Source organism: Laribacter hongkongensis DSM 14985 (assembly GCF_000423285.1).
GTDB classification, from domain to species: Bacteria; Pseudomonadota; Gammaproteobacteria; order Burkholderiales; family Aquaspirillaceae; genus Laribacter; species Laribacter hongkongensis.
The window spans coordinates 65,582-79,118 of sequence record NZ_AUHR01000016.1 but is presented as its reverse complement, the minus strand read 5'-3'; the positions used below and the strand labels follow the sequence as shown (position 1 = coordinate 79,118).

The following is a 13,537-nucleotide window of genomic DNA, read 5'->3' as shown; positions in this document are numbered from 1 at the left end:
CACCAGGCCACCAACGGGCGTGAAGCCTGGAACAAGCTCCAGGCCTTCGCCAGCCGGCCGTGGCAGAACGGTGAAACCCTGCACGACACACTGAAGCTGATCCTCGTCGATGCCGAGATGCCGGAAATGGACGGCTACGTGCTGACCCGCCACATCAAGAGCGACAAGCGCTTTGACGGCATTCCGGTCGTCATGCACTCGTCCCTGTCGTCCAATGCCAACCGTGCCATGGGTTCCTCTGTCGGTGTGGACGCCTATGTCGCCAAGTTTGAACCCACATTGCTGGCAGAAACCATGTTGCCGTTCTTGCAGCAATAAAGTCAGGAACCACCCCCATGCTTGATGAGGTCAACCCCAACCTGCGCTTTCTGGTCGTTGACGACTTTTCCACGATGCGGCGCATCCTGCGCAACCTGCTCAAGGAGCTGGGTTTCACCAATGTCGACGAAGCCGAAGACGGCCAGGTTGCCCTGCACAAGCTGCGCTCGCAACCGTACGAATTCGTCGTATCGGACTGGAACATGCCCAACATGACCGGCATCGAACTGCTGCGTGCGGTCCGTGCCGATGCCCAGTTGCGTCACCTGCCCTTCCTGATGATCACGGCCGAAGCCAAGCGTGAAAACATCATCGAAGCCGCGCAGGCCGGTGCCTCCGGTTACATCGTCAAGCCGTTCACGGCCGCAACGCTCGAAGAAAAACTCGCCAAGATTTTCCAGTCAACCAGCCGCCAGGCTGGCTGAACCAGCCCGTCCACCAGGGAGGTAACGTGCCCGATCATTTCTTGGAAAGTGGCGACTCACCGGATCTGGAAGCCCTGTTCGATCAAGTCGCCTCGTCCCGTCAAGCGCCCCCGGTCGCTGCACCACCGGTCGCGGACTCCGGCAACGGAGACAGCCCCGACCTCCAGGCCCTGTTTGATGAAGTGTCTGCCAGCTGCCAGCAGCAGCCGGTCGCAGCAGCCCCCCCTGCTGCGGTTCCGCCAGCCGCTCCCGGCCAGCTGACCGAAACCGGCGACTCGCCCGAGTTGCAGTCCCTGTTCGAGCAGGTGGCGGCCGACTACCACATTCCGCCTGAAGCCCTCGGCCAGATCACGGAGACCATCGGCCAGGCCGAACAGATGTATTCCCGTGTCGGCCAGCTGACGCGCAAGCTGCACGATGCCCTGCACGAGTTGGGCTATGACAAGTCGCTGGAGCGTGCCGCCAGCGCCATTCCCGATGCCAAGGACCGCCTGTCCTACATCGCCACCCTGACCGAGAACGCTGCCGAGCGGGCCCTGAATGCCACCGACCGCGCCCAGCCGCATGTCACGGCGCTGGAACAGCAGGCCGATGAGCTGGCCGGACAGTGGCAGCGGGCGGTCAACAACCAGCTCAGCGTGGACGAATTCCGTACGCTGGCCCTGCAGAGCCGCGACTATTTCACGCGGGTTCCGGCCCAGACCCAGAAAGTCTCGGCCGAGCTGATGGAAATCGTCATGGCGCAGGATTTTCAGGACCTCACCGGGCAGGTGATCAAGAAGATTGTCGAAATGGTGCAGCTCATGGAACATGATCTGCTGGATTTCCTGATGGACTATCAGGCCGACAGCCCGCCCGCACTGGCCTCCAGCCAATCGGGACATGGCCCGGTCGTCAGTCCGGACAAGCACACCGATGTCGTGACCGACCAGCAGCAAGTCGACGATTTGCTGGCCAGCCTTGGCTTCTAGGCCAAGCCTTGCCCCCTTTCCCTTATCGAGGATGTCATGAGCGATTTCGCCGGAATGGAAGAACTGCTTCAGGATTTTCTGACCGAATCGAGCGAGCTTCTGTCCGACGTCGACAACAAGCTGGTCGAGCTGGAAAAGTATCCGGAAGACAAAGGCCTGTTGAACGACATTTTTCGCGGATTCCACACCATCAAGGGCGGAGCCGGCTTTCTCAACGCCACCCCGCTGGTGACGCTGTGCCACCGGACCGAAAACCTGTTCGACAAGCTGCGCAACGGCGAGCTGAAGCTCAACAGCCATGTCATGGACGTGATCCTCGATGCCACCGGCGTGGTGCGGGACATGTTCGGTGACCTGGCCCAGTCGCGCATGCCGGCCCCCGCACCGCAGCATATCCTCGACAACCTGGATGCAGTCCTGTCTGGCCAGACCGCTCCGGTGGCGGCGGCACCAGCAGCGGCAGCCAGCCAGCCAGGGGAGCCTGATTGGCAGCAACTGTATCAGGCAGTTGTGGTGCCTGCAGACGCGGCAGCTCAGCTCACCTCCAAATCAGCTCCCTCTACGGCTGTTGCAGCTGCACCCGCCCCGGTACCCGCAGCGACTCCGGCTGCTTCGTCCCCCCCCCCGGCGCAGAGCCGGGATCGCAGCCCTGCCAGTAGCCCGCAAGAAGCGACCATACGCATAGACACCCAGCGGCTTGATCAGGTTCTGAACCTCTCCGGAGAAATCGGCCTGACCAAAAATCGCCTGACCACCATCCGTACGGAAATCATGCAGGGCAATCTGGGCGCCAATACCCTGCGTTCGCTGGATGAAGCCGTCAGCCAGCTGGACCTGCTGGTCGGTGACTTGCAGAACGCGGTGATGAAGACCCGCATGCAACCCATCGGCCGGCTGTTCCAGAAATACCCGCGACTGGCCCGCGACTTGGCCCGCCAGCTTGGCAAAGAAGTAGAACTGGTCTTGTCTGGTGAAGAAACCGAGCTCGACAAGACCATGATCGAGGACCTGAACGATCCGCTGGTGCACCTCGTGCGCAATGCCGTCGACCACGGTATCGAAACGCCCGAGGAACGTCTGGCTGCCGGCAAATCAGCACAAAGCATCGTGGAGTTGTCGGCCCAGCAGGTCGGTGACCATATCGTCATCGAAGTAGCCGACGACGGACGCGGCATGAATGCCGGCATGCTGCGCAAGAAAGCGCTGGAAAAAGGCCTGATCGACCTCGAGCAGGCCAACAGCATGGACGACAAGCAGGCACTGCACCTGATCTTTTTGCCGGGATTCACGACCAAAAGCGAGATTTCCAGCGTGTCCGGCCGGGGTGTCGGCATGGACGTGGTGCGGACCAACATCCAGAAGCTCAACGGCCGCATCGACATCCGCTCGGCCCCGAACGAAGGCACCAGGATCAGCATTTCGCTGCCGCTGACGCTGGCCATCCTGCCGGTACTGGTGGCCCGGGTCTGCGACCAGTCGTTTGCCATGCCGCTGGCAATGGTGCGGGAAATCATCCCGATCGCAGCGGACGCCATCCAGGAAGTATCAGGCCGTCCGACCATCGTGGTCCGGGACGAAGTCCTGCCGGTGCGCCGCCTGACCGAACTGCTGGGCTGGAAGTCGGACCGGGAACCGGGCTTCGGCATCCTGATGCAGCAGGCCGAAAAAACCTTCATCCTTGCGGTGGACACCTTTGTCGGACGGGAGGACGTGGTGATCAAGTCCTTGCAGAACGTATCGCTCAAGGGGGTGGCCGGAGCCACGCTTTCGGGTGACGGTGCCGTGGTACTGGTGCTCGACATGGACAGTCTGCTCAATACGGACAAGGCCCATGCCGCAGTCCACGGAGCCCTGACTCCGCTGCCGGCCTGAGCAGGAGCCCTGACTGGCTCAAAAAAAACCGGCGGGCGGTTGCGCCTGCCGGTTTTTTGGTTTCACGCTGACTCCGGTGCCGCCATTCCCCGAACCAATCAAAAGCTCAAGGCATCATGTTTATCAATGACTTGTGCGATCTGCTGCTTTCCGGAGCCTGACCCGGTTTTCCTTGGCTTGGCTCCCGTGCGGCACCTGGAAAACGGGCTTTCCGGCAAGCCATCATGGCGAAGGCCAAGCCCGGCTATTCCGCAGCCCGAGGATGACCAGCCGCCCCGGCTTGCCGGCGCACATCATCATCAAGCGCGATCCGGTAGGGCCTGATCAACCACGGTATTTGAAAAAGAGGGCTTCACGACGAAAGGCCGGAGGACAGAAACAGCCCCGGCCCCCTCCCCTACGGACTCCTGACCATGCACAAAAAGCCGGGCAGCTTGCTGCCCGGCTTTTTTCTCCTTCCACTCCGCCCGTGAAAACTAGTTCAGGTCAAAGCGGTCGGCATTCATCACCTTGACCCAGGCGGCCACGAAGTCCCGGACGAATTTTTCGCGATTGTCGTCCTGCGCATAGACTTCGGCATACGCCCGCAACACGGAGTTGGAGCCGAATACCAGGTCAACCCGGCTGGCCGTCCACTTGACCGTTCCGGTCCGGCGGTCACGGATTTCATAGAGATTGCTGCCGGCAGGTTGCCAGCTGAAAGCCATGTCGGTCAGGTTGACGAAGAAGTCGTTGCTCAGGACCCCCACCCGGTCAGTCAGCACGCCATGCTGCGTACCGCCATGGTTGGTGCCCAATACACGCATCCCGCCAACCAGCACCGTCATTTCGCAGGCCGTCAGGCGCATGAGCTGGGCCCGGTCGAGCAGCAGTTCTTCAGCACTGACCACGTAATCCTTCTTGAGCCAGTTGCGAAAGCCGTCTGCCAGCGGTTCCAGTACGTCAAACGAAGCTGCATCGGTCATTTCGTCCGTTGCATCCCCCCGGCCAGGCGAGAACGGTACATGAATGCTGATGCCGGCGGCAGCGGCGGCCTGCTCGATGCCGAGGCTGCCCCCCAGCACGATGACGTCCGCCACGCTGACGCCGCATTCGCGGGCAACGGTTTCGTACACGGCCAGCACCCTGGCAAGCCGTGCCGGCTCGTTGCCTTCCCAGTCCTTTTGCGGTGCCAGGCGGATGCGGGCACCGTTGGCGCCGCCGCGCTTGTCCGAGCCGCGGAAAGTACGGGCGCTGTCCCAGGCCGTGCTCACCATGTCACTGACGGAAAGACCGGCTGCGGCAATCTTCGCCTTGACGGCCGCCACGTCGTAATCCTTGCGGCCGGACGGAACGGGGTCTTGCCAGATCAGGTCTTCTGCCGGCACGTCCGGGCCGATGTAGCGTGCCTTCGGTCCCATGTCCCGGTGGGTGAGCTTGAACCAGGCCCGGGCGAACACTTCGGAAAAATACGCCTGGTCCTGGCGGAAACGGTCGGCAATCCGGCGGTATTCCGGGTCGAACTTCAGCGCCATGTCGGCATCGGTCATGATCGGCTTGCGACGGATCGAAGGGTCCTCGACATCCACCGGCATGTCTTCTTCGCGGATGCTGACGGGTTCCCACTGCCAGGCCCCGGCCGGTGACTTGTGCAGCCACCAGTCATGGTCCAGCAGCATGCTGAAGTAGCCGTTGTCCCAGCGGGCGGGATGAGTGGTCCACGCGCCTTCGATACCGCTGGTGACGGCATCGCGCCCGCAGCCGCGGGTGGTGTGGTTCATCCAGCCCAGTCCCTGCTCTTCCAGTCCGGCGCCTTCCGGTGCCGGCCCCAGGTTGGCGGCATTGCCGTTACCGTGGCATTTGCCGACCGTATGGCCACCGGCGGTCAGGGCCACGGTTTCTTCGTCATCCATGGCCATGCGGGCAAAGGTGATGCGCATGTCCCTGGCGGTCTTGAGCGGATCGGGCTGGCCGTCCACGCCTTCCGGGTTCACATAGATCAGCCCCATCATGACCGCAGCCAGCGGATTTTCCAGATCGCGCTCGCCGGAGTAACGGCTGCCTTCGCTGCCGCTCGGCGCCAGCCATTCTTTTTCGGAACCCCAGTAAGTGTCTTTTTCAGGATGCCAGATGTCCTCGCGGCCGAATCCGAATCCGAAGGTCTTGAGACCCATCGATTCGTAAGCCATGGTGCCGGCCAGGATGATCAGGTCGGCCCAGCTGATTTTGTTGCCGTATTTCTTTTTGACCGGCCACAGCAGGCGGCGGGCCTTGTCGAGATTGGCGTTGTCCGGCCAGGAATTGATCGGTGCAAAACGCTGGTTGCCGGTACCGCCGCCGCCCCGGCCGTCTGCGGTCCGGTAAGTACCGGCCGAGTGCCAGGCCATGCGGATCATCAGTCCGCCGTAGTGGCCCCAGTCGGCAGGCCACCAGTCCTGGCTGTCGGTCATCAAGGCCTTGAGATCAGCCTTGAGGGCTTCTACATCCAGCTTCCTGACTTCTTCCCGGTAGTTGAAACCTGCCCCCATCGGATTGGTCTTGCTGTCATGCTGGTGCAAGATGTCAAGGTTCAGGGCCTTGGGCCACCAATCCATGTTCGACATGCTTGCCGAGGTCAAGCCGCCATGCATGACCGGACATTTTCCCGCAACGTTCACGCCTTTGCTCTCCATCTGCTGCTCCCTGGGGTTCAAGTGGTTGAAGATCCAGCACCCTGCCGTCTCCCTGGCAAATCCTGCCCGGGCCGGCACTGGCAAAACTATAGTCCCCGTCCGCCCGTCCGGGGTTGACCCAATCCCCGTCAGTCCGACAAAAACAGCCATGCCTTGACCAAAAAATACCATTGTTACCGGGTAATCGCTGCCGGCCAGGCGCAAACCATCCCTCTTCGCAACACGCCGGCGCCAGCCGGGCCGAAGCAGTATCCAGCCAAAATCCGGGGATAGCGGCGACCTGCCCGCTCCCGGATCAACTACCCAGACCAAGGCACGAAGCCCTCACAGCCCCTGAGCCGGATGGCTTGCAAAATCCGGGAGAGAGTCTCCATGTCCCTGTTCATGCCCAGCCGCACCCACTGCCGACCCCCGGCATGCCGGCCACCAGGATTCAAACTGTTTTTACATTAATAATCAAAAAGATAAAATCAAGCGAACAACATGACACCTGCCGTTTCCTGACCATCTGCATCTGCAACAAGAAGCCTTGAGTACGGTACAGGAACAACCGGCAGCCTCCGTCGCGGCAGCTCCGGCACCCGGCGTGCGGGCTACTCGCCAGCCGGCATGGCACAGACCAACTGCAGCGGCCGCCCGTCCCTCCTGACGGCCGGCAACGCATGCCGGACGAGGCCGGACCGGCATGCACGGACTGAAGTGCCACCGGCGGCCACACCGCATCATGCTTCTTGCAAAAAACGCTCAATTACAGGATGCTCACGCCAACAAGGTCAATATGATTGCAATATGCGCATTGTGGGCAAGCGTCGCAACATCCATGTTTTTCTCGCTTGCCTGCTGGTGACAGGTGCGGTTTTCCTTTTCTTCACGGCCTTTCTCAAGTCGCCGTCCGCCCTTCCCGAAGATCCCCTCGCCACCACTCCTGCCTGGACTCGCGACGCCCTGATTCCGCTGCATCCGGCTGCCTTGCCGGAGGCAAACGACAAGACCCGCCTGGGCGAACGGCTCTTTTTCGACAAGCGCCTGTCCGGCAACAACACGATTGCCTGCGCCAGTTGTCACGACCCTGAACGTGGCGGCACGGATCGCCTGGCCGTTTCCTCGGGGGTGGACAACCGGCAGGGTAGCATCAATTCGCCGACCGTTTTCAATGCTTCGCTGCACTTTGCCCAGTTCTGGGACGGCCGTGCCGATACGCTGGAAGCGCAGGCCGTCGGCCCGATCCACAACCCGGTGGAAATGGCCTCCGGCTGGCCGGAAATCATCGACAGGCTGAGCACAGACCCGGCCTACCGGAGCGCACCGGAGCGCATTTGCCGGACTCTACCCAGAAGGCATCAGCGCGACGGCCATCCTTGATGCCATCGCCAGCTACGAGCGCACACTGCTGACGCCCAACAGCCGCTTTGACCGGTTTCTGGACGGCGATGAACGCATCCTGACACCGCTGGAACTCACCGGCTACCGCCGCTTTCTCGACTACGGCTGCGCCAGCTGCCATCAGGGTGTTGCCCTGGGAGGCAACATGTACCAGCGTTTCGGTGTCATGCAGGACTACTTCGCCGGCCGCCCGGTTTCTCCGTCGGACCTGGGCCGCTACAACGTCACCGGCAAGGAAGAAGACCGCCATGTGTTCAAGGTGCCCAGCCTGCGCAACATCGCTGTCACCGCCCCTTATTTCCATGACGCATCGGCCGGCACGCTGGAAGAAGCGGTTGCCGTCATGGGGAGCTACCAGCTTGGCCGTGAACTGGGCAGCGAGGACATCCGCAGCCTCAGCGCCTTTTTACGCACGATGACCGGAGAATGGCGCGGCAAGCGCCTGCAATGAGGAGACCATCATTCCGTTCCTGACCAGCTTCAGCAAACGGACCATGTCAGGCCTGGTGGCAGCTCTGGTTGCCGGACTGGCCGGACTTGGCAGCATCTACCTTCATACCGAGCGCGTCTCGCCCGAATCCCATTTGCTGTACACCCAGCACTTGCGCGGATTGCGTGAAACCGATGCCCTGATCGATGCCGAACTGCTGGCCAACCGCCTGGAACTTTCACGCAATTACGATGAGCTGACCCACCAGACAGCCAAGGCGCAGGCAGATGCCCGGCATGTCGGCACTCCGCCGGATTACCTGTCGGCAGCGGATACGCTCAGTCTCAGGGATGATGCCCGGGCGCTTCTGGCCACGGTGATGGCCAAAAGCGAGCTGATCGACCGGTTCAAGCGCGAAGATTCGGTCGCGCGCAACTCGCTGGCCTACTTTCCTGTTGCGGCCTCGCGCCTGATCGACCAGCCGCAGCCAGACTCCGGACAGGCCGGTCATGGCCTGATCAGCCGCTACATCCGCCTGGTACTGGCATTCTCGCGCCAGCCGGACGAACGTCATGCCGAAGAGCTGACGGCCATGCGTGCCGAGCTGGGCCGGATGCAGCTGCCGGCATCCATGCAGGGACGGCTGGACAACCTGCTTCTGCACGGCGACAAGATCATGGAAGTCCTGCCCCGCCTTGACCGGCTGACCAAAGAGATTCTGGCCCTGCCGACCCGCGGGCAGCTTGAGCACCTCAACCGCAATTACGGCACGGCCTACAGCAACGCACTGGTACTGGCCGGGCATTTCCGCAATCTGCTCTATACGCTGTCCATCCTCCTGGCGCTGTTCCTTGCCTGGACTTTTGCCAGCCTGCTGCGAACCCAGCGCTCGCTCAGGAAAACCCATGTGGAACTCTCGCAGCGTCTGGTGGCCCAGTCAGCAGCCGAAAAACAGCTCAAGCTGCATGCCACGGCATTCCGCAATGCCCATGACGGCATCACCCTGACTGATGCCAGAGGCAATATTCTTGACGTCAATCCGGCCTTCAGCCGCATTACCGGCTGGGAACGCAGTGAAGTCATCGGCCGCAATCCGCGCGTACTCAAGTCTGGCCGGCACGATGCCGCCTTTTACGAGTCCACGTGAAAAAGCATCCAGGAAACCGGCAACTGGTGCGGTGAAATCTGGAACCGCAACAAGTACAGCGAGGTTTATCCGGAGCTTCTGTCCATTTCCGCCGTACACGACGAAACCAGCGGACAGCTGACCAACTTTGTGGCGGTGTTTTCCGATATCCGGCGGCTCAAGTTCCAGGAGCACCAGTTGGCGCAGATGGCGTATTACGATCCGCTGACCGAGCTGCCAAACCGTACCCTGCTGGCCGACCGCTTTACCCGGGCCATTGCCTACACGCGGCGCAGCCAGAACCTGATGGCCATCTGCTACCTTGATCTGGACGGCTTCAAGCCCATCAATGACCGCTGGGGCGCAGCCAAGGACCGCAACCTGCGCCAACGGCTCGACCGGCTGGCCCGCATCCGTCAGGCACTCGAAAACGAAGAATTCCTGCTGTATTACCAGCCCAAGGTCGACATGCGGGCCGGGACGGTGATCGGTGCCGAAGCGCTGATCCGCTGGCAGCATCCGGAACGGGGCCTGCTGGCCCCGATCGAGTTTCTCCCCCTGATCGAGGGTGACGATCTGGTCAGGCGCCTTGGCAACTGGGTGATCGAGCGGGCGTTGTCGCAGCTGGAAACATGGCAGGCTGACGGCCTGAACCTGCAACTCAGCGTCAACATTGCCGGGCAGCACCTGCAATCTCCGGGCTTTGTCCAGGAGCTGAAAGAAGCCTTGCAGAGACATCCGGGAGTAGCCCAGCAGCTTGAACTGGAAGTGCTGGAAACGGTAGCGCTTGAGGATGTCGCCAAAACCTCACGCGTGATCGACGAGTGCAAGACGCTGGGGGTGCATTTTTCACTGGACGACTTCGGTACCGGCTATTCGTCCCTGACCTATCTCAAGCGGCTGCCGGCGGAAACCATCAAGATCGACCAGAGTTTCGTGCGAGACATCCTGCACGACTGCAACAACCTGGCGATTGTCTAGGGCGTCATCGGGCTGGCCAATGCGTTCCAGCGTACGGTGATTGCCGAAGGCGTGGAATCTGCCGAACATGGCAGGATTCTCCTGCAACTCAACTGCAACCTGGCCCAGGGCTATGGGATTGCCCGTCCGATGCCGGCTGCACAGTTTCCCGACTGGCTCAGGCACTGGAAAAACCCGGCGTTGTGGGCAGACATCCAGAACCTGTACTGGAAAGAAAGCGATTACCCGGTTTTTGCGGCAGAAGTCGAACACCGCAACTGGGTGGCTCAACTGGTCTATGCCGCCAATGAAGGCATCGCACTTCCGTCATGCATGCTGTCGGGCGAGAACCTGTGTGCCTTTGGCCAGTGGTACCACCATCAGGGGCAGGCACGCTATGGCGGCCTGCCGGCTTTTGCCGCCATTGAGGCACCGCATTGCCAGCTGCATGCCATGGCCGACCGGATTGACCACTTTTGGCGTAACGGTACCCCGGACAAAGGCAAGGCGCTCATTCCCGACATCCTGACAGTCCAGACCCGGATGCTGGAGGCCTTGCATGCACTGCAAATGGCCGTAGCAATGAAAAAACATGGTCCTTGATTGATAAAGCACATGGCTCCTGCCTTCGCATACCTCAGTCGGGTTTTCGCCGATCAGTAGCGGGAGGATGAAAAGCTTGTCCGGGCAGGAAGATTGCGAACGGCCCCGGCAGATTCAGCAAGGAGTTTCCGGACATGGTGACACCTGACCGGCAGCAAAAAAACAAGGCAGCCCCGAAAGGCTGCCTTGCATCATGACCACGGAAACCCGCAGTCTTTTGCTGTCTCTTAGAACAGGTGAGTCAGACCCACGGCGTAGGTAGTGCCCTTCAGTACGGTTTCACCCAGGTCATTGTCACCCGACTTCACGTAACCGGCTGCCACGTGAGCCATGGTGCGCTTGGACATCAGGTAGTTTAGGCCGAGCACGTACTGGTTGAAGTTGGTGCCGGCTTCGTCACCCACATTGGTGCTGTTCTTCCAGCCATGCTGGTACTGGAAGTGCGGCTGGAAAGCACCCATGGTATAGGCAACGTTCAGGCCCATGGCACGGGTCTTGAGGTTGTCGCCATCATTCCGGTTGATGCCGTCATTCTTGGTCTGCACATAGTTCAGGGCAACTAGGAGGTTGTTGGCATCGTAACCGACTTCAACGTAGTGCATCTTGTTCTTGTAGTCAGCCTCGGCACCACCCAGCAGAGTGGCATTTTTACCTTGAGTGTAAGAATACTGACCATAGAAACCAGCCATGGCGTAACGCAGGCCAAGCTCGTAAACACTTTCAGTCTGACCATTGGTCGTGCGGGCTTCACCAGCGGCCGAATACAGGGCACGAACCATGAAGCCGCCCATTTCCGGCGAGGTATAGGCAATGGCGTTGTTCAGGCGCGACTGGTAGGCAGCGGCGCTCATGATTCCGGTTGCCTCAACTTCGGTACTAGCAGGCCAAGACATAGCGTTCCAGCCAGCTTGCGATTTCCACGGATCCAAGTTCGAGTAGGCATTCTGGAAGTTGCTCAGGCGACCCAGTTGCACGGTACCGAAGTCACCGGTCAGGCCCACGAAGCTGTCGCGGGTTGCCCAAGTGTTGGAAGTATTCTTGTTGGTGCCATCAATACCGATGCTTTGCTCAACCTGCCAGATTGCCTTCAGACCGTTGCCCAGATCTTCGCTACCCTTGAAACCGATCTTGGAGTTGTAGTTTTCCACACCGGTCACGGAACCATTGGACTTGCCGTCGATGGTGGTCTTGGTGTTTTCCAGCGCAGCGCCTGCTTCGCCGTAGATCACGACATCGGCCATGGCGGCAGCCGGCAGGGCAGCAATTGCCAGAGCAATCAGTTTTTTCATGGTGCAATCCTCATGGGTAAAAAATCAGCAGGGCCAGTGCCCTGACATGTCATGCAATCTTGTTGCTGTGTGGTTTGCCACAGCGGTGAGGCCACTATAGCGAGCCAACCTCGCCAGACTGAAGCCACACCCGCTCCGGCATTGGCATGAAAAGACAAAAAAACGGACCCATTACGCCATATCATGCTGATTTCCATGAAATTTACTTGTCACATCGATGGTTGCAAAAAAACAACGATAGTGTTGTATTTTTTATACAAAAATACATTGCATTGCTGTTTTACAACACAAATATGCTTAAAAAATTAATTCAAAAAGAATGAAAAACAAAACAAAAATTCCACATGAATTCAAAAATCGCAGATATGCATTTTTAAATTCCAAACAAAACGCCAATGGAATTTTTGATGCAAAAAGAAAATGACCATTTTAATGCGTTGCAAGACCTGCCCATCAATATCGGGAAGATGAGCAGAAACAAGTCAGTCCCTGCATGCTTGCCAGACATGCAAACCACGAAAATGACAAAGGAGCCTGATGGCTCCTTCATGCGCAAAGCGATTTCCCCAATGAGGCCGAACAGCCTGGTCAGGAAAGCCGCACAAAACTGCGCCGGCATTTCCGGCACGCTGTCCGCTTTCCGGCGTACAACCGCGAAATCAGTGATGTGACTCAGAAGCGGGCGACCACCGGAGCATGGTCGCTCGGACGCTCCCAGCCACGCGGTACCTTGTCGATGTGACAAGCCTCCAGCGACGCCGCCAGCGGTGCCGACAGCAGCACGTGGTCGATCCGCAGCCCCTTGTCACGGCGGAACATGCCCTGCCGGTAGTCCCACCATGAATAATGTCCGTCTCCGTCATGCAGCTGGCGGAAGGCATCCACCAGACCGAGCTCTAGCAAATCATCAAATGCCTGCCGTTCCGGCACGGAACACAGCACCTTGCCGGCCCAGCTTTCCGGGTTGTAGACATCGCGGTCGTCCGGCGCGATGTTGAAGTCGCCGGTCAGCACCAGTTTCGGATGGCGTTCCCGCTCGGCCGCCAGATAGGCATGCAGGCGGGCAAACCACTCGAGCTTGTAGCGGTATTTGTCCGAGTCGACCGCTTCGCCGTTAACACAATACGCACACACCACCCGCACATCGTCGATGGTGGCGGCAATCACCCGTGCCTGCGGATCATCGTAGCCGGGCATGCCGGCCACCGGCTCCAGCGGCGCCAGCGGCGCGCGTACCAGGATGGCCACGCCGTTGTAGGTCTTCTGCCCCAGCCAGACGGCCCGGTAGCCGGCAGCCTCGATATCGGCCAGCGGGAACTTGTCCTGCTCGAGTTTCAGCTCTTGCAGGCACAGCACATCGACCGGATTGCTGCCCAGCCAGTCCAGCACCTGCGGCAGGCGCACTTTCAGCGAGTTGACGTTCCAGGTTGCCAGTTGCATGGCGAGTCCTTTCTGCAAATGCAAAAAACCGGCTGGCAGGGCCAGCCGGTCGGGTTCAGGCAAACAGCC

The 13,537-nt window shown here is 60.1% G+C and carries 12 protein-coding genes and 1 pseudogene; 10 read left to right on the top strand and 3 right to left on the bottom strand.

The features are described 5' to 3' along the window. The 4 genes from G542_RS0112105 to G542_RS0112090 all read left to right on the top strand — a co-directional run. On the top strand, positions 1–318 hold a 318-nt coding region (locus tag G542_RS0112105; protein ID WP_027824249.1), incomplete at its 5' end, for a response regulator. A 17-nt stretch (positions 319–335) separates the two neighbouring features. Next, complete coding sequence (gene cheY, locus G542_RS0112100) at positions 336–743, top strand: chemotaxis response regulator CheY (protein WP_027824248.1); 408 nt, start codon at positions 336–338, stop codon at positions 741–743. Positions 744–769: 26 nt separating this feature from the next. Then, the gene (gene cheZ, locus G542_RS0112095) at positions 770–1,714 is read left to right on the top strand and encodes a protein phosphatase CheZ (RefSeq protein ID WP_081666831.1); all 945 of its coding nucleotides are present in this window, start codon (positions 770–772) and stop codon (positions 1,712–1,714) included. Positions 1,715–1,750: 36 nt separating this feature from the next. Further along, a complete protein-coding gene (locus G542_RS0112090; RefSeq protein WP_027824246.1) occupies positions 1,751–3,586 on the top strand; it encodes a chemotaxis protein CheA in 1,836 nt (611 codons plus the stop codon). A 476-nt stretch (positions 3,587–4,062) separates the two neighbouring features. Here G542_RS0112090 and katG read toward each other — a convergent pair whose 3' ends face one another. Further along, on the bottom strand, positions 4,063–6,237 hold the full coding sequence (gene katG, locus G542_RS0112085; protein ID WP_027824245.1) for a catalase/peroxidase HPI: 2,175 nt from the start codon (positions 6,235–6,237) through the stop codon (positions 4,063–4,065). A 789-nt stretch (positions 6,238–7,026) separates the two neighbouring features. Between katG and G542_RS19020 the strand changes: the two genes are divergently transcribed. From G542_RS19020 to G542_RS17600, 5 genes and pseudogenes are all read left to right on the top strand, one after another. Beyond that, entirely contained in the window at positions 7,027–7,599 is a 573-nt protein-coding gene (locus G542_RS19020) for a cytochrome-c peroxidase (protein ID WP_012697906.1), read from the top strand. A 166-nt stretch (positions 7,600–7,765) separates the two neighbouring features. After that, positions 7,766–8,071 (top strand): cytochrome-c peroxidase, encoded by a 306-nt coding sequence (locus G542_RS19650; protein WP_211218828.1) that lies wholly within the window; start codon positions 7,766–7,768, stop codon positions 8,069–8,071. 43 nt (positions 8,072–8,114) lie between these two features. Further along, entirely contained in the window at positions 8,115–9,197 is a 1,083-nt protein-coding gene (locus G542_RS0112075) for a DAHL domain-containing protein (RefSeq protein WP_012697909.1), read from the top strand. A 186-nt stretch (positions 9,198–9,383) separates the two neighbouring features. Continuing rightward, positions 9,384–10,274: pseudogene (locus G542_RS16805) on the top strand (putative bifunctional diguanylate cyclase/phosphodiesterase); the annotation flags it as partial. Between the two features lie 12 nt (positions 10,275–10,286). Next, positions 10,287–10,739: a CZB domain-containing protein gene (locus G542_RS17600; protein WP_244878709.1), complete on the top strand. Its 453-nt coding sequence runs from the start codon at positions 10,287–10,289 to the stop codon at positions 10,737–10,739. 227 nt (positions 10,740–10,966) lie between these two features. Here the strand turns inward: G542_RS17600 and G542_RS16800 are convergent, their stop codons facing one another. Continuing rightward, positions 10,967–12,028, bottom strand: a complete 1,062-nt coding sequence (locus G542_RS16800; protein WP_051190045.1) for a porin — start codon at positions 12,026–12,028, stop codon at positions 10,967–10,969. Between the two features lie 407 nt (positions 12,029–12,435). Here G542_RS16800 and G542_RS0112060 point away from each other — a divergent pair, with 407 nt between their 5' ends. Beyond that, complete coding sequence (locus tag G542_RS0112060) at positions 12,436–12,699, top strand: hypothetical protein (RefSeq protein WP_155826686.1); 264 nt, start codon at positions 12,436–12,438, stop codon at positions 12,697–12,699. Between the two features lies 1 nt (position 12,700). Here the strand turns inward: G542_RS0112060 and xth are convergent, their stop codons facing one another. Beyond that, a complete protein-coding gene (gene xth, locus G542_RS0112055) occupies positions 12,701–13,468 on the bottom strand; it encodes an exodeoxyribonuclease III (RefSeq protein WP_027824243.1) in 768 nt (255 codons plus the stop codon). Positions 13,469–13,537 lie beyond the last annotated feature (69 nt).